This window comes from Mycolicibacterium helvum, from assembly GCF_010731895.1.
GTDB classification, from domain to species: Bacteria; Actinomycetota; Actinomycetes; order Mycobacteriales; family Mycobacteriaceae; genus Mycobacterium; species Mycobacterium helvum.
This window is the reverse complement of the sequence record NZ_AP022596.1, coordinates 766,068-788,277: the sequence shown is the minus strand read 5'-3', so window position 1 is coordinate 788,277 and position 22,210 is coordinate 766,068. Positions and strand designations below refer to the sequence as shown.

General features: G+C 63.6%; 16 protein-coding genes. 6 read left to right on the top strand and 10 right to left on the bottom strand.

Translation table 11 applies throughout. The annotated features are described in order from the left end of the window. Positions 1-10: 10 nt before the first annotated feature. The gene (locus G6N38_RS03475; RefSeq protein WP_246227660.1) at positions 11-1,900 is read right to left on the bottom strand and encodes a GMC oxidoreductase; all 1,890 of its coding nucleotides are present in this window, start codon (positions 1,898-1,900) and stop codon (positions 11-13) included. On the opposite strand from G6N38_RS03475, the gene G6N38_RS03470 reads away from it, so the two are divergent. From G6N38_RS03470 to G6N38_RS03450, 5 genes are all read left to right on the top strand, one after another. After that, the gene (locus tag G6N38_RS03470; RefSeq protein ID WP_163746265.1) at positions 1,814-3,082 is read left to right on the top strand and encodes a glycosyltransferase; all 1,269 of its coding nucleotides are present in this window, start codon (positions 1,814-1,816) and stop codon (positions 3,080-3,082) included. The genes G6N38_RS03475 and G6N38_RS03470 overlap by 87 nt on opposite strands. 190 nt (positions 3,083-3,272) lie before the next feature. Next, positions 3,273-4,598, top strand: coding sequence for a nucleotide sugar dehydrogenase (locus tag G6N38_RS03465; RefSeq protein WP_246227657.1), 1,326 nt, complete (start codon positions 3,273-3,275; stop codon positions 4,596-4,598). A 46-nt stretch (positions 4,599-4,644) separates the two neighbouring features. After that, positions 4,645-5,634 carry an NAD-dependent epimerase/dehydratase family protein gene (locus tag G6N38_RS03460; protein ID WP_163746263.1) on the top strand — a complete coding sequence of 330 codons (990 nt, stop codon included), beginning with the start codon at positions 4,645-4,647 and terminating at the stop codon, positions 5,632-5,634. A gap of 12 nt (positions 5,635-5,646) precedes the next feature. After that, positions 5,647-6,861, top strand: a complete 1,215-nt coding sequence (locus G6N38_RS03455) for an acyltransferase family protein (protein ID WP_163746262.1) — start codon at positions 5,647-5,649, stop codon at positions 6,859-6,861. Beyond that, positions 6,858-8,141, top strand: coding sequence for a glycosyltransferase (locus G6N38_RS03450; protein WP_163746261.1), 1,284 nt, complete (start codon positions 6,858-6,860; stop codon positions 8,139-8,141). The genes G6N38_RS03455 and G6N38_RS03450 overlap by 4 nt, the downstream gene beginning before the upstream one ends. A 15-nt stretch (positions 8,142-8,156) precedes the next feature. Here the strand turns inward: G6N38_RS03450 and G6N38_RS03445 are convergent, their stop codons facing one another. From G6N38_RS03445 to G6N38_RS03410, 9 genes are all read right to left on the bottom strand, one after another. Further along, positions 8,157-10,346 carry an acyltransferase family protein gene (locus tag G6N38_RS03445; RefSeq protein ID WP_163746260.1) on the bottom strand — a complete coding sequence of 730 codons (2,190 nt, stop codon included), beginning with the start codon at positions 10,344-10,346 and terminating at the stop codon, positions 8,157-8,159. Next, on the bottom strand, positions 10,343-11,143 hold the full coding sequence (locus tag G6N38_RS30185; RefSeq protein WP_170314145.1) for an ABC transporter permease: 801 nt from the start codon (positions 11,141-11,143) through the stop codon (positions 10,343-10,345). Before G6N38_RS30185 ends, G6N38_RS03445 begins: the two co-directional genes overlap by 4 nt. Further along, a complete protein-coding gene (locus G6N38_RS30180) occupies positions 11,140-11,895 on the bottom strand; it encodes an ABC transporter permease (protein ID WP_170314144.1) in 756 nt (251 codons plus the stop codon). The genes G6N38_RS30185 and G6N38_RS30180 overlap by 4 nt, the downstream gene beginning before the upstream one ends. Continuing rightward, positions 11,892-12,821, bottom strand: a complete 930-nt coding sequence (locus G6N38_RS03435; RefSeq protein WP_163746259.1) for an efflux ABC transporter ATPase subunit, DrrA-related — start codon at positions 12,819-12,821, stop codon at positions 11,892-11,894. Before G6N38_RS03435 ends, G6N38_RS30180 begins: the two co-directional genes overlap by 4 nt. Positions 12,822-12,946: 125 nt before the next feature. Further along, complete coding sequence (locus G6N38_RS03430) at positions 12,947-13,990, bottom strand: NAD-dependent epimerase/dehydratase family protein (protein ID WP_163746258.1); 1,044 nt, start codon at positions 13,988-13,990, stop codon at positions 12,947-12,949. Positions 13,991-14,017: 27 nt separating this feature from the next. Beyond that, the gene (locus G6N38_RS03425) at positions 14,018-16,216 is read right to left on the bottom strand and encodes an acyltransferase family protein (RefSeq protein ID WP_163746257.1); all 2,199 of its coding nucleotides are present in this window, start codon (positions 16,214-16,216) and stop codon (positions 14,018-14,020) included. Between the two features lie 82 nt (positions 16,217-16,298). Beyond that, positions 16,299-18,473, bottom strand: a complete 2,175-nt coding sequence (locus G6N38_RS03420) for an acyltransferase family protein (RefSeq protein WP_246227941.1) — start codon at positions 18,471-18,473, stop codon at positions 16,299-16,301. Positions 18,474-18,587: 114 nt separating this feature from the next. Further along, positions 18,588-20,783 (bottom strand): acyltransferase family protein, encoded by a 2,196-nt coding sequence (locus tag G6N38_RS03415; protein ID WP_246227653.1) that lies wholly within the window; start codon positions 20,781-20,783, stop codon positions 18,588-18,590. A gap of 79 nt (positions 20,784-20,862) precedes the next feature. Beyond that, on the bottom strand, positions 20,863-21,363 hold the full coding sequence (locus G6N38_RS03410; RefSeq protein WP_163746256.1) for a DUF2505 domain-containing protein: 501 nt from the start codon (positions 21,361-21,363) through the stop codon (positions 20,863-20,865). A 101-nt stretch (positions 21,364-21,464) separates the two neighbouring features. Between G6N38_RS03410 and G6N38_RS03405 the strand changes: the two genes are divergently transcribed. Continuing rightward, the gene (locus G6N38_RS03405) at positions 21,465-22,190 is read left to right on the top strand and encodes a class I SAM-dependent methyltransferase (protein ID WP_163751768.1); all 726 of its coding nucleotides are present in this window, start codon (positions 21,465-21,467) and stop codon (positions 22,188-22,190) included. Positions 22,191-22,210 lie beyond the last annotated feature (20 nt).

Below are 22,210 nucleotides of genomic sequence, written 5' to 3'. Positions count from 1 at the left end.
GTCACAGGGCTTAGTGTGCCTGGTTCAGATGTGCTGCGACTCGTAACGCGTTGGCCGCAACCGTGAGGCTCGGGTTCAGGCCGGCGCTGGACGGAAAGAACGAGGTGTCGACCACGTAAAGGTTGTCCAGTTCGTGCGTACGGTTGTACGGATCCAGCACGCTGGATGCGGGATCCGTACCGAACCTGCACGTGCCACACACGTGGCCCAAGTTCGAATTCGCTTCTCCGCTACCCAGAGCTCGGGTGCGAAAGGGTTTCAATAGATCTTTGAACAACCGTAAGAAGGCGGCATGGCGCTCGGACTCGTTTGCATGCATTCGGTACTGCATCCGTATCGGCTGCCGTCCGTCGGAGCCTGCGCGGTCGGACAGCAGCACCCGGTTGTCCAGATAGGGAAGGTCTTCCATCATCGCGGCCAGGATCAGCCCGCCAGTGAAAAACTTCTCGTAGACTTGGCGCACCGCCGGGCGCATCAGACGTAATGCCCTCGCCTGCGGGCCGGGACGGTTTAGCAGCCACTCCATCGGCGGTATCGCACCGAACGACTGCACGGTCCCGTACTTCTGGCCTTGGTGGAAGTAGAAATCGTTGAGCCCGATCTCCTTGTTGGCGGCCGTGATCTTGGAGCCTGGTTCCGGCCAGATCATGATGGGATCGAGCAGATGGCGCATCAGATTGCGGCCCACCATGTCTGAGCCATTGGCCAGCCCGCGCGGCCAGTCCCCCGATCGGGAGTTGAGCAGCAGTACGGGGGTGGCGAGCGCACCGGCGGCGAGCACCACCACCTTCGCTCTCAAGGTCAGTTGGCCGCAGGGATGCTCGCAGATCAGCTGCCGGACGCTGCTGCGGTCGGCGTCAATACGCACGACCCGACATTCGGTCAGTAGGTGAGCGCCGTGTTCTTCCACCGCCGGCAATACGCAGTTGCGGGCCGCGTCGTTCTTGCACGACCGGGCGCACAGGTAGGTCTGGCACGTGGCACAGTCGTCGGTGTAGTCGCAGGCCATGGGCAAGTGATAGGGATGTAACCCGCGCCCGGTCAGATAATCCACCAGCGGCTGGTTATCGTTCGAGAATGGAGGTGCGGCAGGCAGATTGACACTCGGATCGGGTCGAAGGGGATCGGGCTGGCCGCGAACCCGGAACAGCTTCTCTGCCTCGGAGTACCAGGGCCGCATTTGGTCATAGGTGACGGGCCACTCTTCCGGCACGGTCGAGTCGCCGGGATGGGCGAAGTTTTGCCGCGGAGTGAAGTCCCGGGCGAAGAACCGTTCGCAGACCATGCCGTAAAGTGCCGAGGATCCGCCAGTTCCGCTGCCGATGAACGGCACAAAGTGCTTGGCGGAGCGGCCGCTGATGTCTTCGACCTCGTCCATGGAGCGTCCACCGCGAGCCAAGGCGTCGTAATAGGTCCGGGCGGAACGGGTTACCGCCGGCTCAGCCAGTTCCGGCATCGCCGAGCGAATCGTTCCCGGTGTGCCGGGCAGCGTCGAGCGTCCCTTTTCGACGAACAGCACACGGCGTCCCGTACGGGCTAGGGAGTAACCGAGCGTCCCGCCGCCCATTCCGGTGCCCACGACGATCACGTCCCACTCGACGCGTTCCATCTCGCGCGCACTCGATGCGCCGTCAGCCAAAATCGAGCTCCTCAGCGTGATGGCCCAAAAATTGGCCTGGGCTCGGCGATTCGGGATCGTACCAACGTTGAGCCGACGGCATGGCCGAACGCTTACTGGCTCGTCAAAAAACAAGTAATAATGTCCGTTGCTCCTGACAGTGTGCGCAGGACGACCGAGAGGCCAGACCCGGCGATGAAATTTGTGCTGTCCAGCTACGGCGGGCGCGGCGATATCGAGCCCGCCGTGGTGGTCGGCCGCGAGCTGCTGCGCCGAGGGCATGACGTCCGCATGGCCGTACCGCCCAACCTGGTGGGTTTCGCCGAGGCGGCGGGGCTGGCAGCGGTTGCCTACGGGCTGGATTCGAAGGAAATCCTGGAGCTGCAGTGGCGATACTTCACGGTGTACGGCCGGACTCCTTGGAAGCTCAAGGAGCTCAACAGGATGGCCAGCGAAACCGCGCAATTCGCCGGCGAGTGCTGGGCAGACATGACCAGCACGCTGGCCTCGGTGGCCGAGGGTGCTGACCTGCTGCTCACCGGGCTCATTTTCGAGCAGCCAGCCGTCAACGTCGCCGAGGCCTACGACCTTCCGCTGGTGACCCTTCACTATTTCCCGTATCGCGTGCACGGGCAGCTTCTGCCGGTGCTGCCATCACCGCTTAGTCGCATGGCAATGGCGGTGAACGAGTGGACCACGTGGCGCGGGACCCGCAAGGGCGAGGACGCCCAACGCCGCGAATTGGGATTGCCCGCGGCCACCAATCCTGCGTCGCGTCGCGTCGCGGACAAAGGTTCGCTGGAAATCCAGGCCTATGACGAGTTGGTCTTTCCAGGCTTGGCCGGCGAATGGGCGAAATGGGGCGACCAGCGACCGTTCGTCGGCGCGCTGGCCATGGCGTCGCCGACAGAATCCGATGCGGACGTGGCGTCATGGATCACCGTGGGGAAGCCGCCGATCTTCTTCGGATTCGGCAGCGTCCCGATCGGATCACCGGCCGACACGATCGCTATGATCGCCGCGGCGTGCGCCCGGTTGGGGGAGCGCGCGATCGTCGGCGCGGGTGGTACTGACTACAGCAACGTCCCACAATTCGACCACGTGAAGGTGGTCGGCCAGGTGAATTACGCGACGATCTTCCCGTCCTGCCGCGCGGTCGTACACCACGGCGGCTCGGGCACCCTGGCCGCGTGCCTACGGGCGGGTGTGCCTCAGTTGGTTCTCTGGACGTTGCCTGACCAGCCATTTTTCGCGGCTCAGCTGAAACGGCTCAAAGTCGGGGCTGGTCGGCGCTTTTCCACTACGACCGAGAAAACGCTGTCCAAGGACCTGCGCCGGATTCTGGCCCCGGAGTACGCCGCGCGGGCCCGCGAGATCGCGCCGCGGATGACGACACGCTCCGACAGCATCGTTGCTGCAGCTGATCGGGTGGAGGAATTTGCACGCGTCAGGTGTGGTGCGTGATCACTTTTGCCGGCCGTCCGAATTTCGGGTCGACGGCGTCAATATTGGATTAGGCTGCCGAGCGACCCGCTGGTCGTGAAGCCCGGTTCGATCCAGGACGCGCACGGGGTAGTTGAAGGAGCTAGGAACGGCAATGGCGAGAGGCGCGTTCGGGCGAAGTGACGCTGAGATTGACCTCTTGGTCCGGGGCATGCGGTCGGGGATCGCGGTTGTGGGCTTCGGCTACATCGGCACGGTGATCGGCGCAGTTCTGGCTGATCGCGGCTGGCCCGTGACGGGCATCGATGTGCGACCCAATGTCGTCGACGAGATAAACCAGGGTCGAACGATGGTGCCCGAGCCCGGCCTCGGCGAGCTCGTCGCCGAAAGCGTCAAGGTCGGTCGGCTTCGCGCTACGTCGGACTTCAGCGTCATCGCGGACAACGACTTCGTCATCGTCACAGTGGGTACGCCGCTGGGGCCGGACTACGAACCGATCGTCGACGACATCAAGGCGGCGGCCCGAGCCGTGGGCGAGCACCTGCGTGAGGGTCACCTCGTCATCCTGAAAAGCACGGTACCGCCCGACACCACCGAGACTCTCGTTCGGCCGATCCTGGAAGAGGCGTCCGGGCTGAAGGCCGGGGTGGACTTCGGGTTGGCATTCTGCCCCGAGCGACTGGCAGAAGGGCAAGCCATCCGGGAACTGACATCCATTCCCGTCGTCGTCGGTGCTGTCGACGAGCGCAGCGCACGCAGCTGCGCCACGTTGTGGCGCCATGCCCTCGGGCTGGAGTCCATCATCGTCGAGGACCCTCGGACCGCCGAGATGGTCAAGCTCGCCGACAATCTCTGGATCGACCTCAACATCGCGATGGCCAACGAACTGGCTAAGGTCTGCGATCGCCTCGACATGGATGTCCTGCAGGTCATCGCCGCGGCCAACTCGATGCCGAAGGGCACTCACAACGTCAACATCCTGATGCCGAGCATGGGTGTCGGTGGCTACTGCCTGACGAAGGACCCATGGTTCGTCAACCACCTCGGGGAGACGCTCGGGTTGGATCTGCAGGTGCCGAAGACGTCAAGGACCGTCAACGACACGATGCCCAGCTATACGTACGGGTTGCTCACCCAACTCCTTGCGGATCAGGGCAAGACGATCGAGAACAGCAAGATCGCGGTACTGGGGATCGCGTTCAAGAACAACACCGGTGACTGTCGGCTCACGCCGACGAAGTACGTCGTCGCGCTGCTCGAAGAGTCGGGTTGTCAGCTCTCCGTGCATGATCCGTGGGTGCCGGACGAGGAAGCACACACCGTGACGAAGATCCCGCTGAGCCCTGACATCGAGTCCGCGGTGAAGGATGCCGACGCCCTCGTGGTCCTGGCGGGGCACCGGGAGTTCCACCAGATTCCGCTGGTCCGTCTCGCGGATCTCGCGGCCGATCGCTGTGTCTTCCTCGACGGGCGCAACAGCTTCGACCCGGCCGCCGCTCGGGCGGCCGGATTCATCTATAAGGGGATCGGCCGATAAGCGGCCGACAGGTACTTCACACCGTACGTAGAACGAAAGAGCAACTATGTCCAATGTCGTCGTGACCGGCGGCTACGGTTTCATCGGAACGCATTTGGTGACCGCGCTGCTGGACCGTGGCGACAGCGTCACCATTTTCGACTTCGCCAAGAACACCCGTGACACCAGTATCGACTTCGACAGCCACCCGAACTTCCGGTTCGTACAAGGGGATGTCACCGACCTGGCTGCCCTCGAGAATGCGCTGACTCCCGATGTCGACACCGTGTTCCATCTGGCCGCGGTTGTCGGCGTCAAGAACTACATGAACGATCCGCTTCAGGTTCTCGACGTCAATGTGATCGGGACCCGCAACGTGCTCGAACTCAGCCACCGCAATGGAATTCGTGTGGTATTCGCCAGCACCTCCGAAGTGTTCGGCAAGAATCCCAACCCGCCGTTCGCCGAGGACGACGATCGGGTGCTGGGTTCGACGAAGACTGCGCGGTGGAGCTACAGCACCAGCAAGGGCATGGCCGAGCATCTGGTCTTCGCGATGCACGCCGCCTACGGGTTGCCCGTGACGGTCGTCCGGTACTTCAATGTGTATGGCCCGCGGCAGAATCCGATCTTCGTGGTGTCGCAGACCATTCACCGCATCCTCAACGGCCGCCAGCCGTTGCTCTACGACTCCGGAGACCAGACCCGCTGCTTCACCTATGTCGATGACGCGGTCGCTGGCACCTTGCTCGCGGCCGACAGTGATACGGCGATCGGCGAGGCCTTCAACGTCGGGAGCATGATCGAGACGAGTATGCGGGACGCGGTGGATCTGGCGATCAAGATCGCCAGTGTCGACTCGGTATCGAGCGCCGAACCCGTAGACACGACTGAACGTTTCGGCGGCCGATACGAAGACATTCCCCGTCGTATCCCGGACTCGACGAAGGCGCAGCGGGAGCTGGGCTGGCGCCTGAAGGTCGACGTGGAGGAAGGGATCCGCCGGACCATCGAGTGGGCACGGGCCAACCCGTGGTACCTCGAAGAATTGGGCTAGGGAGCGGTTCAGATGACCGCAGACCCCACATCCGCGGCCGCGAGCAGTCCCGTGGTCGCCGGCGGCAAGAGCATCGGAAGGTTATTCGATCCGCGGCGCAACGCACTCAATGCATGCCGATTGGCGATGGCCACGGGCGTCATTGTGTACCACTCGTGGGCGATCACCGGACGCGAGCTGTCGTTCGCGCCGGCTCATCAGCTTCTCCGAGACGTATGGGTCGACGGGTTCTTCGCCATCTCAGGGTTCCTCATCACATGGAGCTGGTTCAGGCGGCCGCGGGTCCGTGACTACTTCGTCGCTCGAGCTCTACGCATCCTGCCCGGTTTGTGGTTCTGCCTGATCGTCACAGCGTTTGTCATCGCTCCGATCGGGGTGGCCGTCCAGGGCGGCTCAGCCACCAAGTTGCTGCTGTCGCGTGCGCCGTTTGAGTACGTGATCGCAAATCTCGGAGTGATGCTGACTCAGCAAGGCATCGGTGGTACCCCAAGCGGTATTCCGGTGCCGGGAGTCTGGAACGGTTCACTGTGGACCCTGATCTGGGAAGTGTTGTGCTACGTCGCCGTCGCCGTCTTCGGTGTGGTCGGGTTGCTACGCCGGAAGTGGTTCATTCCGGCGTTGTTGGCGTTGGCGCTGTTGTGGTCTGCCCGACTGCCGGCATGGAGTGTGTTCGCGAACCTGGCGGAGACGCAGCAGAGCATGGACCCGGCCACTGCCGTGCTTTTCGTGCAGGCGATCGTTGCCCGCTTCGCTGTCATGTTCTGGGCCGGCGCCCTCATCTATCAGGTCCGAAATGTGCTTCCAGCGCGGTGGTCACTCGTAACGCTCAGTGCGGTCATTGTTCTGGCGGCGAGCTTCTTGCCCAATTACCGGGTGCTCGCCGCAATTCCACTGGCCTACGCCGTCATCGTCACGGGTGCGCTCATCCAGGACAAACGATTTCGCCTCCGGACGGATCTGTCCTACGGTGTCTACGTCTATGCGTGGCCGGTACAGCAATTGCTGGTCATCTGTGGGCTTGCCGTTCTGAATCCCGTCGTCTTTGCATTGGTCGCAACCATCGTTACCGTGCCACTGGCCACGTTCAGTTGGTTCGTCGTCGAGAAGCCGGCGATTTCTCTCAAGCGTCGTTTCGAAAAGAGGGGGCGACCCTCGGGCGACGTGTCGGGAGGAGGGCGATCCCCGGTATCTCAACCGATGCAGCCTGAGCCGGAGACGCCTCGATGAAAATTGTGTTGGCAGCGTATGGAACTCGAGGCGATGTGGAGCCATCGCTGGCGGTCGGGTGCGAACTGGTGCGTCGAGGACACGATGTGCTGGTCGCGGTCCCGCCTGACCAGATCGGCTTCGTCGAATCGGCCGGGTTCACGGCCGTCGCATACGGGCCGGATTCGCAGACGGCGCTGGCAAAGAACGCGGGCGCGAACCAATCCGGGGAATCCGCCCACCGCCCGTGGCAGCTCAAGAGTCTGCGAAAGATGTACCAGGATGACTGGGAATTCCAAGAACGATGCCGCTCGGAACTCGGCCAGGTGCTGATGTCGGTGACCGAAGGGGCGGACTTGCTGTTCCACGGCCAGGTCTTCGAGGACCTTGCCGACAATGTCGCCGAGTACTACGCCATCCCAATGGCCACACTGCACTACATTCCGCTGCGGCCGAACGGGAACTTTCTGTGGTTCCTACCGGCGCCGTTGAGTCGGGTGACAATGACTGCCTTTTGGTGGATCACGTCGCGGGTGGCCGGGAACGCCGAGAAAAGGCAGCGCCGTGAATTGGGGCTGCCGAAGGATTCCCGTGCCGCCACGAGACGGATCACCGAACGCGGAACGTTGGAACTCCAGGCTTATGACGAAGTCTGCTTCCCCGGCCTGGCAACCGAATGGGCGAGGTGGAAGCACCAACGGCCCTTTGTCGGAACCCTGACACTGGAGATGTCCACCGAAGCCGATGACGAGGTCGCGTCGTGGATCGCCGCGGGTACACCACCGATCTGTTTCGCCTTTGGCAGTATGGCGTTGAAGTCACCTGCCGATACGATCGCCATGATCAGCCAGACGTGCGCGCAGTTGGGTGAGCGTGCCCTGGTGTGTGCTGGCTCAAGCGGATTCAGCACGGACCCCCATGCAGACCACGTCAAGGTGGTAGAGACGATGAACTACGCCGCGAGCTTTCCGGCGTGCCGCGCGGTGGTTCACCACGGCGGTGCGGGCACGATGGCGGCGGCTCTTCGGGCCGGTATTCCCCATCTGGTGCTCTGGTCCGCGCCCGATCGGCGGATGCGGGGCGCGATGATCGCACGACTGAGAGTTGGTATCAGTCGGCGCTTTTCGCGTCTTTCCCATAAGACTTTGGTGGCAGACCTACGGCGGATCCTCACCCCGGAGTATCGCGACCGGGCCCGCGAGGTCGCCCTCAGGATGCAGAAGCCCGCCGAAGGGGCTGCGGCTGCGGCAGATGCTATCGAAGGTCTCGCGCGTTCGTGGTGCCCTGGCCAAGTACCGTGACGACAGACGTCTTGATCAGTTGAGTGCGAGTGCGCGCTGCGCCAGTGCTGCCATCGCCGGTGCCAACAACCGCGAGTATTGGCGCGTCACGTGGAACAAGTCGACGTAGACCAACGTGTTGCCGACGATGACCGGGCAGCGATCGCTGGTGCAAAACAGAGGCGTCAGGTCCGCGTACTGTCCCCCGGCGGCGTTGGTTGCGGCCGACTCTGCCGCGATGCCGGAGTCGTTCACTGCTGCCGACCTGGCCGGCGAACACGCTGTCGCGTCCTCGAGGTGACGCGACAGGCAGTCGGGCACCACTGACCGTGGATCTGGGATAGGGCCCAGCACCAGTACCTCGGCGCCGATGCTGCGCAACTGCTGCACCATGCTGGTTAGGCCATCGAGCCACGCCTGGTCGAAAGCGGTGAAACCCGAGTCCCAGCCGTGTTTAGGGCCGTAGAGCCGTGTCATGGCCAACACGACCAATTCCGTGTGCTCCGCCTTCAAGCGATCGATTATCTGGCCGCGCCACTGCTTGCACTCGGTGTATTCACGGCCAACTGCGGGGTTGTTGATCTTCAGGTCTAGGAACGGGCAGTCGGCTTTCGCCATGATCTCGAGCCGCCAGCGGCGTTGATCGGCAACTTGCTGGAATGCGGGAGTCCACATTGCAGCATTCGAGTCGCCTAGTACGGCCACCCTGGTAGGCGATGCTGTATCACCTACCGCGCACTCGGGCTGACCGACTTCGAAAAATCCACGCAGGCAGCCGCTGGGTGCGCCCAGTGCGTCTTTGGGCGTTGCGTCGGCAAGTGGCGGGTCCACGTTGGATGGCACGGCTCGTAGGTTGGCCGACGCTGAGACCGCGGCCTGAACCTCCGCGAACACTTCCTGCACTGCCGCGTCATAGGCGGCCATGCCCGCACCGGCGGGAGGAGCTGAAGAAGTGAGAGTGACCGGCTTCGTTGCAGGGCCGCGGGCGACTGGGAGCGGCGACAATACGAGCAGGACCACACCTACACAGACTGCGGCCGCAGTCGCCCCACCGCCGAGAAGGAGACTGCGCCGGGGAGAGTTGCGGATCTTAGGAGCGAATCGCAGAGGGTTCTCGATGAACCGAAATGTGAGCGCTGCGAGCCCGACAGAGACCAACACCCCGGCCAGCCCGAACAACAGCGTATGGCCGAGTGCAGGCGCCAATGACCACAGCGCGAACAGCAGAATCGGCCAGTGCCATAGGTACAACGAGTACGAGATCCGGCCGATGGCTCGCATCGGCGGCAATCCCAGCAAGCGGCCGCAGCCCTGTGTGGGTGCGGCGCAGCCGGCGCCGATTACCAACAACGCGCCCAGCGTGGGCAGCAACGCGGCGACACCCGGATACAGGGTGGTCGAACTCAGCTCGACACAAGCCAGGAGGATCGCCACCAGTCCGGCCCAGCCAGTGATTGCGGCGGCCCAAGGCGGCAGCCGTCGCCAGTGTTCATCGGTGAGCGCGATGAGTCCGCCGGCGGCCAGCTGCCAGGCCCGGGTGGGCAGTGAAAAGAACGCTACGGGGGCAGCTATATATGTGATGGCCAGCGACAGCGCGAATGAGGTGACCGCGACGATCGCCAATACCACCAGATAGGGGCGCTGGGAAGCGGTGGCCTCGTTCTTGGTGCGTCGGCGCCCACGACGGATCAGCCAAGCCATGCCGAGGATCAAAGCTGGCCACACCAGATAAAACTGCTCCTCGACACCCAACGACCAGTAATGCTGGAACGGCGACGGTGGCTGTGCGACGGCCAGGTAGTTGACGCCCTCCTCGATGAACCGGTAGTTGCTCACATAGAGAGCGCTGGCGATGCCATCCCAAATGACGCTTCGGGCCTGCAGAACGGGCAGCGCCACGGCGGAGGAAATCAGGATGAATATGCCCACTACAGCCGACGCCGGCAACAGTCGGCGGGCTCGCGCCCCGTAGAAGCTGCGCAGCCGCACGGTGCCGGTGGAATTCGCTTCACGCCAGAGCAGTCCGGTGATCAGGAAGCCCGAGATCACAAAGAACACATCCACGCCGATGAACCCGCCATTGACACCCGGAACACCGGCGTGGAAGAGCACCACGGCTGTCACCGCGACGGCGCGCAAGCCCTCGATGTCCGGGCGGAATCGCGACCGCACCGAATGTTGGCTCTGCTGTTCCTCGGAAGCACTAACGCTTTCGGCCTGTGTCAACCGCGAGCGCCTCCCGACTCGGCCGCGGCGCGGTAGCCGCGGACAGCTAGCGGCCCGACCACCGCAACTGCTACCACCGTCCAGAGCAGGCCCTGCAGGAGAGGCACGACTGGGAAACTGCCCTGGGCTAGCGTCCGCATGGACTCGACGATCGGCTCCATCGGCTGCAGCCGAAGAAGTGGCCACATCCACGAAGGCAACGATTCAACGGGCGGAGAGCCAGAGCTGGCGAACACGGCGGTGATCGCCGGCAGCCCCAACCAGATCAGCATGGTCCCGTCCTTGGCGCGCACCGCGATTGCGATCACGGCCATCGAAAAGGCGATGACCACCAAAACGGGCACCAGCAAGAACAGGAGGAAATTGAGCACGTTGCCGTGGAATCGAAGGCCGAGCCCGACGCCGACCGCGGTGATGACAACAGTGCTCACCAGTGTGCGGGCAGCCTCGGCGATCAGCCTGCCGGTCAGAGCGCTGGCGCGGTGTACCGGTAACGCCCAAAACTGGCTCAGCAGTCCGTTATCGCGTTCGAGGGGGAGGGTCAGCCCCGCCGCGAGTGCCCCGGAAAAGGCACCGGCGATGGCGCATGTCGGCACCAAACCATAGAGACTGTCGGTGCCCGTCATTCTCAAGACCGACTTTCCGACCAGCAGATAGTAGGTGATCAGCAAAAACGCTGGGAACAGCACTGATTGGATCGGGATCAGCGGCGCGCGGCGCCAGTGGGTGAGCAGCTGGCCCGCGAATACCAGACTCTCGTTGACTAGTGAGCCTCGCAGCGGTTGGTGCGCGATCATTGCGTCCGCCTTTGCATCCGTACTGCAATCACCCCGAACACCAGCAGCAGCCCTAGACACCAGGCCAAGGTGGTCGTCAGATTGCCGAGATCGACTTGGCCGGCGGCGATCCCACGCAGGCTTTCGGTCACTTGCGAAACCGGCTGATATTGCACGAACCCGTGCAACCAGTCGGGAAACGAGTCGACCGGCGCCATTCCGGTGGACAGCATGACGAGAAGCAGTTGAGGCACCAGGAGAAGTTGACTCGATCCGCCATCCCTGGCGACCGGGGACCCTGAGATCCACACGCCCGCTGCGTCTGCAGCGAGCGATAGCGCAAGGGTCAATGTCAGGACTAGGGCACAGAAGGCAAGCCCGCAGCCGAGTCCGCCCAGCATTCGGAAGCCGAACGCATATCCGACGGCGATTGAGGCGAGGAGGCCGATGACTCCGCGGATGAGGCAGTACAACATGCGGGCAGTCAGCGGAGCCAATGCGGAGAACGGCAAGGTGCGGAGCCGAACCCCGAGCTCGGACTGATTGTCTCGGCCGGCACGGTCGACGGTTGTCAGTGCACCCAGCAACGTGACTTGGACGATGATGACCGGAAGTAGGTACTGGGAGTAGGCAATTCCGCCGGTATCAATCACATTGCGCAGTGCAAGGTTGAAGATGACAAAGTTGCCGGTGGGCGCCAAAACTGCGAACGGCAAATCGCTGCGTAGCGTGTTTCGAACGATGCGTTCGGTAAGAACAGCAACTGCGGTCACGCGGTGACACTATTCGTGAGATGTAGAAACACCTCGTCAAGGGAGGGTTTGCGCAGTGAGATATCAGCCAGCTCGATATCGAGCTGGTCGACGCGGCGAAATACCTCACTGAGTGTCGAGACACCGCTGGTTGCCAGCACCGAAACGGTGTTGGCTTCCTCGTCGGCCTCGGCGCCCCTGAGGTCGGCGACTGCGGCCATGATCTTGGCCAGATCGGCGGGATCGACGGGACTCACTGTGCAGTAGCTGAATCCGACCCGACTCTTGAGATCTTCGGCAGTGCCGCTTGCGATCACCCGGCCGTGATCGATGACGACTATGGAATCGCTGAGCCTGTCGGCTTCTTCGAGATACTGAGTCGTGAGCAATACCGTCACTCCGTCGGCTGCCAAGGACGACACCAGATCCCAAACCGTCCGGCGACTGCGCGGATCCAATCCGGTCGTTGGCTCGTCGAGAAAGAGCACCTCGGGCTTGACCACCAGGGCGGCGGCGATATCGACGCGTCGTCGCATGCCACCTGAATAGGTGACTACCGTCCGGTCGGCAGCATGCGCCAAATCAAACTGCTCTATCAACGCGTCGGCTCTCGCACGCGCGTCTTTGCGGCGCATACCGTGCAGCCGGCCGAACATGATCAGGTTCTCCCGGCCAGTGAGCTGCCAGTCCAGCGCGGCGTGTTGCCCGGTCATTCCAATGGATGCACGGACTTTGCCAGGATCTCGGACGACGTCGTACCCGGCCACGATTGCGTTGCCATAGGTCGGCCGCATCAACGTCGAGAGAATGTTGATCGTGGTGGTCTTCCCGGCGCCGTTATGACCGAGCAAAGCGCAGATCGACCCTGTGGCGACGGAAAAGCTGATGTCCTGCAGCGCCAGGACGTTCCCGTCGAATGTCTTTGCTACTCCGTCAAGCTCGATCACGAATATTGACCATAGCGTGAGCGGCGTGGCTTCGGGTCGAGTAGCGACGACTTGGTCGCAACCGAGGAACTCAAGACGATGACCTATCTCTTCGGAGGTTGAGCGGGGGTTGAGCGGGCGCTCGGTTATTTGCCGATCCAGTCGAGGAGTGCGCGCATGCCTTCTTCGAGAGACCACTTCGGACGCCAGCCGAGTTCGTTGGTAGCCGACTCGATGTCACACCGCGCCGCGCGAACGTCACCGTCGCGGAATTTTCCGACGACCACCGGTTCGGGAGCGCCGCAGATCGCTGCGAGTTGTTGCGCGAGCTCATGGATGGTGGTCGCGACACCCGACCCGATATCGATGTAGCGCGACGGCGCCGCGGGACTTTCGATAGCTGCGAAGAGCCCCTCGACCACATCGTCGATGTAGACGAAATCGCGCACGATCCTGCCGTCCTCGTAGACCTCCAAGGCCTGCTTCTCCCGGGACAGCCTGGCGAACAGCGCGACGATGCCGGTGTAGGAGTTCGTCAACGACTGGCCCGGTCCGTAGACATTTTGCAGACGCAGCACGCTGAGCTTGGTGTCATGCGCTGTCGCCCATGCCGCCAGGATGTGTTCCTGGGCGAGCTTGGTCGCGGCATAGATGTTGGTGGGCCGGGGACTGGTACGTTCTGCGCTGCTCGCAAGCGGAATGGCGGGATCGCCGGTGGGGCCTTGCGGGTCCCAGATGCCCGCGGCGAGCTGAGCATGGCTGCGCGGGTGCGGGTAGAAGATGTCGGTGCCGGATTGCCAGGCGCCTTCGCCATAAACGGCCCGCGACGACGCCAACACCAGCTGGTCGGGCACATGCCCGCAGCGGCTCAGCGCATCGAGCAGTTGCGTCGTTCCCACGACGTTGACCGAACCGTGGCGGTTAGCCTCCGAAAGCGACTGTGCGGTACCGGTTTCCGCTGCCAGATGCACGATCTGGGCTGGCTTGAACAGGCGCAGCACGGCATCGCAGTCGGGTGCGTGAGTGACATCGCCGGTGAACAACCGCACCGAGGTCGGCAGGTCGATTGCTGCGCCCGCGGCGTGCACCTGCGGGTGGAGGATGTCCATCACGGCCACGTCGTAGCCCGCCTCGACGAGACGGCGCGCGAGAGTGGATCCGATGAATCCCGCCCCGCCGGTTATGAGCACTGATCTTGACAAGATAAAGCCTCCTGATTACTGGCCGCGAGCGAGCGCGCGGTCGGTCAACGCCCCCATGGCCGGTGCCAATTGCCGGGAATAGGGCGTGGACAAGTGGCTCACGTCCATATAGATCAACGTATTGCCGACGATGACGGGGCAGCGTTCTGTGGTGCAGAACAGGTCGCTCAGATCGGCGTATTGACCGCCGCCGGCCGCGGTCGCGGCAGCTTCGGCGGTGATGCCGGATTGATTCACCGCGGTCGACCGGGACGGCGCGCAGGCCGTCGCGTCATCGAGATGGCCGGACAGGCAGATCGGCACGTTTGAGTGCGGGCTTGCGATCGGGCCCAGCACCAGCACCTGTGTGCCGGTGTCGCGGAGCTGTCGCACGAGTCGCGTCAGGCTCTCGATCCAGGCGGGGTTGTACGCCTTGAAGCCGGTCATTTCCTCGTCGAACCCATACCCGCGAAACACGCTCACCACGACCAGTCGGGGCGGTTGGGCCTTCAGCCGGGCCATGACCTCGGCGCGCCATTGTTCGCAGAATTGAAAGGATTCGATCAGGCGGCGGAAGGCCGTGCCGACCGCCACGTCCATGATCGGGCAGGCCTCCTTGGCCATTAGTTGCAGCCGCCAACGCCGTTGAGTGGCGAGCTCTTGGAAGGCCGGCATCCACATCGCGGCATGTGAGTCGCCGATCAGGGCCACGGTAGTTGGCGATGTCGTATCACCCATCACGCAGTCGGGCTGTCCGCTTTCATACGGTGTGCGCAGACAGCCGTTGTAGGTGATGTTGCGCTGCTCGCCAGACAAGTTGTCGAGCGGCGGATTCAGATTCGACGGGACGGCCTTGACGTCGAGAGCAGCCGCAAGCGCAGTCTGCACCTGAGCGACGGTCTGCACGACGGCGGCGTCGTAGGCGCGGGTATCGGAACCCGCCGCCAGCGCCGGCGTGGCGGTGAAGGCCACGGCCTTGGCCGGTGCGCCGGGACCGACCGGGGTGGGCACGACCTTCAACAGCCCGAGGCCGACAACGACCGCGATTGCGGTGGCCGCCGCGCCCAGACCGATGCTGCGCCAAGGGAAGTCGCGGATCTTCGGGGCGAAGCGCAGCGGGTTCTCGAGATAGCGCAGGGTCAGCCAGGCCAGCCCCGCGGCGAGCAGGGCGGCGATGATCCGTTCGGCCAGACCCAACTCGTGATCGAGCAGGGCAGGTGCGAGTACCAGCACCGGCCAGTGCCACAGGTACCACGAGTAGGAGATGCGGCCGATGAAACGCATTGGCGAGGTGCCCAGGAACTGCCCGCAGCCCTGCGACGGGATGGCGCAACCGGCGCCGATCACCAGCACCGCGCCGAGGGTCGGCAACAGTGCCGCCGTACCCGGAAACGGTGTGGCCGAGGTGAACCACACGCAGGCGAGCACGATCATGCCGAGACCGGCCCAGCCGGCGATCGCCGCCGTCCGGGGTGAGAGACGCTGCCAGTGAAGGGCGGTCAGCGCTACCAGTCCGCCGATGGCCAACTGCCAGGCGCGCGTGGCCAGTGAAAAGAACGCCATCGCGGGTACGACGTAAGTGATCACCAGCGACATCGCGAAAGACAGGACGGTGACCAGTCCGAGGACCACGAGATACGGGCGTCGCGACGACGCGATGGCTCGTGCTCTGTTCCTTCGAAACCGCCGGATGACCCATGCGGTGCCGAGGATGAGCGGCGCCCACACCAGGTAGAACTGCTCCTCGACTCCCAAAGACCAGTAATGCAGGAACGGCGACGGCGACAGGGTGTCGGAGAAATAGTTGATGTTGTCGATGATGAACCAGTAGTTGCCGACGTAGAGCGCGCTGGCGATGCCGTCGTAGAGAACCGTTGGGACCCGAAGCGGCGGCAACAGCAGGATCGAGGCGACCATCGTGATGATGCCGACTGTGGCCGACGCGGGCAGCAGCCGGCGGGCGCGGGCTCCGTAGAACTTGCGAAGCCGGACCGAGCCGGTCCCACTCACCTCACGCCACAGCAGGCCGGTGATCAGGAACCCCGAGATGACGAAGAACACGTCGACACCCACGTAGCCGCCACCGATGCCGGGTACCGCAGCGTGGAACAGCACCACGGCCGTCACCGCGACTGCGCGCAAACCCTCGATGTCCGGGCGAAAGTAGTCCTGTTCGGAGCGCCGACTTTGCCGTCCTTCGGTGGCGCTAAGGCTGTCGGCGTGGGGCAATGTCACCTACCTGCGTAATAGTCTGATGCGTCAATTGAGTCGAGGCATTCTTACACCTGGATGCGGCCATAAGAGGTGGATTCGCTCTCTACCGGCCCACGGCGATCGCCCGGTCCATCAAAGCGCCCATGACAGGCGTCAACAGCCGAACGTATTCGATGGTCAAGTGTTTTTCGACGTAGACCAAGGTGTTGCCAACAATGACCGGGCAACGGTCAACGGTGCAGAAGAGATCGGTGAGATCGGCGTATTGTCCGCCGCCGGCTTTGGTCGCCGCCGCCTCGGCGGCGATACCAGACTGGTTGACGGCGGTCGCTCTTGCGGGCGAGCACGCCGTTGCGTCATCGAGGTGGGCGGATAGGCAGGTGGGCGCTGACTGGGGATCGGGCACCGGCCCGAGCACCAGCACCTCGGCGCCGGTGTCGCGCAGCTGCCGCACCAGAGCTGTCAGGCTGTCGATCCACGCCGGACCGTATGAGGCGATACCGGAAGCGTATCCGGAGTCAACGCCGTATTGGCGCGACATGTTCACGACCACCAAACGTGGGTGCTCGGCCCTCAGCCGGTCGAGGACCTGAGGGCGCCACTGCTCACATTCGGTGTACTCCCGATGCAACTGCGGGCTTCGGATGGGCAAATCCAACAAAGGGCAACCCGCTTTGACCAGCATCTCCAGTCGCCAGCCCCGCTGGTCGGCAACTTTACGGAAGGCCTGATTCCACATGGCGGCGTGTGAGTCGCCGACAACGGCCACCGTCGTCGGTGACGAGGTGTCGCCCGCGGCGCATTCGTGTGGGTTGGCCTGCCAACCGGCAAGCAAACAGCCGCTGACGTACAGGTCGCCAAGTTCGGCTGCCGCGTCCGCGAGCGGAGGTTCCAGGTTGGATGGGACGACCTTGAGGTCGGCCGAGGCAACAACTGCGGCTTGCACCTCGGCGAAACCCTGGCGCACCGCGGCATCGTAATCGGCGACGTTCCAGTTGGCTTGCGGCCTTGGTAATTGGCTGAAGTTCAGTGGCGCAACCGGTGCGCCGAGCCCGACCGGTACGGACACCACGCGCAGCAGTGCTACTCCCGCGCACACTGCGATAACAGTTGCGATCGCGCCTAAACACAGGCTCCGCCCCGCAGAGTCGCGGATCGTAGGGGCGAAACGCAGTGGGTTCTCGATGAATCGCAGCGTTAGAACTGCCAGCCCTGCCGACAGTAGCGCCGCGCTGAGCCTGGCCCCCAGCCCCAACGAGTGGCCCAGGAGTATTGGCGCGAATATCAGCACCGGCCAGTGCCACAGATACCACGAGTAGGAGATCCGACCGATGCTGCGCATCGGTGGCAGGACCAGTAGGCGACCGCACCCGCGCTGCGGGGTCGCGCAACCGGCGCCGATCACGAGTGCCGCGCCCAGAGTGGGCAACAGTGCGGCGACACCGGGATAGAGGGTGGCCGCGGTCAACCAGACGCAGGCGACCAGAATGACCGCCAGCCCCGCCCATCCGGTGATCGCGGCGACGCGTGGTGACATGCGGCGCCATTGGCCGGCGGTCAGAGCGACCAGCCCGCCGGTGGCTAGCTGCCAGGCTCGGGTGGGCAGTGAAAAGAATGCCACAAATGGTGCCCAGTACGAGATAGCCAGCGACAGTGCGAGAGAAATCGTCGCAACCAGCGTCAGGACGGCCAAATACGCCCTGCGCGAGGGATTTCCGCGGGAGCTTGTGTCCTGTCGAGCCCGGTGCCTTCGCCTGACCAGCCACGCCGTACCGAGGAACAACGGCGCCCACACCAGGTAGAACTGCTCCTCGACGCCCAATGACCAGTAATGCAGGAATGGAGACGGCGGAAGGGAAGCGGCTGAGTAGTCGACCCCTTGGAGGACGAAGCGGTAATTGCTGACATAGAGCGCGCTGTAGATGCCGTCGACAAGGACCGTTCTGGCCTGTAGCGGGGGCAATAGGACAGCCGCGCCGATCGCGGTGACGACACCGACCGCTGCCGACGCTGGGAGGAGTCGGCGGGCCCGAGCGCCATAGAAGTTGCGTAGGCGCACAGTGTCGGTCCTGCTCACCTCACGCCACAGCAGGCCGGTGATCAGGAACCCCGAGATGACGAAGAACACGTCGACACCCACGTAGCCGCCACCGATGCCGGGTACCGCAGCGTGGAACAGCACCACGGCCGTCACCGCGACTGCGCGCAAACCCTCGATGTCCGGGCGAAAGTAGTCCTGTTCGGAGCGCCGACTTTGCCGTCCTTCGCTAGCTCTCAGACTGTCGGCGTGGGCCAATGTCACCTACCTGCAATCAGCGAATGCGTCAATTTGAGTCGAGGCATTGTTACACCCGCGCGCTGCCGCGAGAGGTGGTTTTGGATGTGTTCGCCGTTACTCGTGCGCGAGGGCTCGGTCGGCCAAGGCCGCGGCTGCTGGGGCTAGCGCCCGGGCGTATCCCGGCGACATGTGGTTCGCATCAAGGTAGACAAGCGTGTTGCTGACGATGACGGGGCAGCGTTCGGTCGTGCAGAACAGGTCGGTGGTGTCGACGTATTGACCGCCGCCCGCTTTGGTGGCGGCGGTTTCGGCTGCAATGCCCGTTTCGTCGACCGCGCTCGATCGAGTCGGGGTGCAGGCTTGCACGTCATCGAGGAATCCCGAGAGGCAGGCTGGAACATGAAAGTGCGGATCTGGGATCGGGCCCAACATCAGCACCTGCGTACCGGTGGCACGCAGTCGCTTTACCAGGCGGGAAAGGCCGTCGATCCACGCGGCGTCGTATGCCCGGTATCCCGAGAGCGATTCGGTCGTCCCATAGCCATGCCACAGGCTCAGCACGATCAGGCGTGGGCGCTCAGACTCGAGCCGGCTCAGGGTCTCTGAGCGCCACTGTTCGCAGTGTTGGGCCAACTCAGCCAAACGGCTCAGCGGATTGGAGGTTGGCACATCTAACAGCGGGCAGGCGCCTTTGGCGAGCAATTCAAGCCGCCAATGCCGTTGGGTTGCGACCTGTTGAAACGCCGGAGCCCACATCGCGGCGTGGGAATCACCGATCAGCGCGACCGTAGTCGATGACGACGTGTCACCCATGGCGCATTCAGGCTGTCCGTTGTCGAATGGCCCGCGCAAGCACCCGTCGAACCCCAGGGTGGCTTTCTCATCGACTGTTTGACTCAGCGGTGGTGTCAGGTTGGACGGGACGGACTTGAGGTCTGCCGAGGCTGCGACGGCAGCCTGCACCTGGGTGAAGACCCGTCGTACCGCGGCATCGTAGACCGCGAGGGGGGCACCTGCACTCGTTGATTCTTCGGTGAAATCCAGTGGTTTTGCGGGCGCTCCGTGTGAGACCGGGGCGGGTAGCAACGTGAGGAGCCCAACGCCGACGGACACCGCGGCAAGGGTCGCGACCGCGCCCAGCCCAAGGCTGCGCCACGCGGAACTGCGGACCTTCACGGCGAATCGGAGTGGGTTCTCGAGATAACGAAGAGTCAGCCATGCCAGTAGGGCGGACAGTAGCGCGGCGATGATCCGACCGGTTAGGCCGAGCGGGTGGCCCAGCGCGAATGGGGTGAGAACGAGCACGGGCCAGTGCCATAGATACCAGGAGTATGAGATGCGGCCGATGGCTCGCATCGGTGGTAACCCGAGCAGGTACCCACCGCCGTGTGCCGGCGTGGCGCAGCCGGCTGCGATGACCATCGCTGCGCCAAAAGTCGGCAGCAGGGCCGCGGCGCCGGGGTAGACGGTGGTGGGGCTCAACCACGCGCAGGCCAGCACGATCAGGGCCAGTCCGGCCCAGCTCATGGTGGTGACGATCCGCGGTGAAAGGCGTTGCCAGCCAACGGCGGTCAACGCAACCAGTCCGCCGACGCTCAGCTGCCACGCCCGGGTGGGCAGCGAATAGAACGCCGCGGCGGGCAGGATATAGCTCCCCAGAAAGGACAGTACGAATGACACGATCACGACGAGCGTCAGCAACACGACGAACGGGCGCTTGGAGGCCGTGACGACGGTTGGCGGACGTCGTAGTGCTCGGCGCACCACTCTGAGCAGCCAGGCAGTGCCGAGCAACATGGGCGCCCACACGAGGTAGAACTGTTCCTCGACGCCAAGCGACCAGTAATGCAGGAAGGGCGATGTCGCCGCATGATTGGCGAAGTAATCAATACCCCGTTCGAGGAACTGGTAATTGCTGACATAGAGCGCGCTGGCGATGCCGTCACCGATCGAGGGTCGAGCCAGTAGGGGCGGCATCAGGATTGCCGAGGCGATCATGGTGACGATGCCGACGACGGCCGAGGCGGGCAGCAGTCGGCGGGCTCGCGCGCCGTAGAAGCTGCGCAGCCGCACGGTGCCGGTAACGCTCACCTCACGCCAGAGCAGTCCGGTGATCAGAAATCCGGAGATGACGAAGAACACGTCGACGCCGACATAACCGCCGCCGATCCCCGGCACGCCCGCGTGAAACAGGACGACCGCCAGTACGGCGACAGCGCGCAAGCCCTCGATATCCGCGCGGAATGTCTTCTGTTCGGGGCGCTGAGTCTGCTGGTTATCGGTAGGGCTAACGCTGTGCGCCTGGCGCAAGATCACTACCTACTTAACTGGGCGGACGCGTCTACGGGTCGAGGCATTGTTACATTCGCTCGCGTCAATAAGAGGTGGTTTATCCGTGTTCGGCGATCCACGTCGTGGTGTAGTGCAAGGTCGCGGGGACGCTCTTGGCCAAACCGGCACCGATCGACTTCTCGAGTTGGCCGCCCACCAAAGGGATCTTGACCTCGACCCTCACCGCCGTGCGCAGCTGCGAAGCAGTGCCCACCGGCGCCAGCCAATTCTCCGCGCGGCTCGATCCGAATCCACCCGACGCCGACACGTTGACCTCGCCTCGCACCCGGCCGTCACCGGCTGCGCGCCAGGTTTCGCGGTAGTGGAGTTTCAGGTCGCCGGGAACAGTTTTGGCTATCAGCCCCGGCAGCATCTGTCGACCAAGATATTGGGTGATGTGCACGTCCACCGCGCCGTCGGCGTCGACGATCAGCGAGTCCAAGGTGGATGCGGTGTCGCCGGCCAACCGGTCCGCCCAGTAGTCCCCGCGGGCGAACGCCGCATGAATCGCCTCGACACTGGCGGTTGATTCGCTGACGATCTCGAAGGAACGCGACATAGCCGACCATTCTTACCGCAACAGGCAGTGGGCCGAAACCCTCATGCTGCACAACATCTTTGTGGTAGGAACCACGCGTGAATATCAACCAGGGTCTGGTCATGTTGGCGGACGCAATGCCAGGTGTGAACCGGATCAGGGCCGTCCAGCAGGCGCTCGCCATGCGGTCCAATCCCGTCTATCTCGAGATCGGCGTATCCCGCGGACAGGCCTTTCAGCGAATCAGCGCCGACGTGAAGTTCGCTGTCGATCCGGCCTTCCGTCTTACCGAACGCACTCGTGAGCTCGCCAACGCCAAGGGGCGGGTCACGCAGTATTTCGAGGTGACCAGCGACGCCTTCTTCGAAAACGAGACCGCGTTGCTCGAACAACACCCCGTCGACGTCGCGCTGATCGACGGGCTACACACCTACGAACAGGTCGTGCGCGATGTCGAGAACACCGTGCGCTATTTGAAAGACGACGGCGTCATCTTCCTGCACGATTGCAACCCGCCCTTCGAGTTGGCCGGCCGGCGCGCCGAGTCGTGGGACGAGTTCATGGCGCAGCAGTCCGGGCCGCTGAAGATCGGCATCTGGAACGGCGACGTGTGGAAAGCCATCGTCGAACTCCGCAGCACCCGCCCCGATCTGTTGGTCGGCGTCCTCAAGTGCGACCAAGGTGTCGGGTTCGTCCGCAAGGGAATTCCGGAGTCGACTCTGCCGTACACGCCCGATCAGGTCGCCGCGCTCACCTACGAGGATCTCAAAGCCGACCGCACGCGTCTGCTCAACCTGAAACCGCCCCGGTACCTCGGCGAATTCCTTGCCATGAGCGCCGCCCAGTAGCGGTAGCTCAGCGAAGATCA

What these genes read in the sequence shown, in the direction of transcription:
- G6N38_RS03455 (WP_163746262.1), top strand. Translation starts at nt 5,647, where the DNA reads ATGACCGCAGACCCCACATCCGCGGCCGCGAGCAGTCCCGTGGTCGCC.
- G6N38_RS03450 (WP_163746261.1), top strand. Translation starts at nt 6,858, where the DNA reads ATGAAAATTGTGTTGGCAGCGTATGGAACTCGAGGCGATGTGGAGCCA.
- G6N38_RS03475 (WP_246227660.1), bottom strand. Translation starts at nt 1,900, where the DNA reads ATGCCCTCGGCGCAGCAGCTCGCGGCCGACCACCACGGCGGGCTCGAT.
- G6N38_RS03465 (WP_246227657.1), top strand. Translation starts at nt 3,273, where the DNA reads ATGCGGTCGGGGATCGCGGTTGTGGGCTTCGGCTACATCGGCACGGTG.
- G6N38_RS03405 (WP_163751768.1), top strand. Translation starts at nt 21,465, where the DNA reads ATGTTGGCGGACGCAATGCCAGGTGTGAACCGGATCAGGGCCGTCCAG.
- G6N38_RS03460 (WP_163746263.1), top strand. Translation starts at nt 4,645, where the DNA reads ATGTCCAATGTCGTCGTGACCGGCGGCTACGGTTTCATCGGAACGCAT.
- G6N38_RS03410 (WP_163746256.1), bottom strand. Translation starts at nt 21,363, where the DNA reads ATGTCGCGTTCCTTCGAGATCGTCAGCGAATCAACCGCCAGTGTCGAG.
- G6N38_RS30185 (WP_170314145.1), bottom strand. Translation starts at nt 11,143, where the DNA reads ATGATCGCGCACCAACCGCTGCGAGGCTCACTAGTCAACGAGAGTCTG.
- G6N38_RS03470 (WP_163746265.1), top strand. Translation starts at nt 1,814, where the DNA reads ATGAAATTTGTGCTGTCCAGCTACGGCGGGCGCGGCGATATCGAGCCC.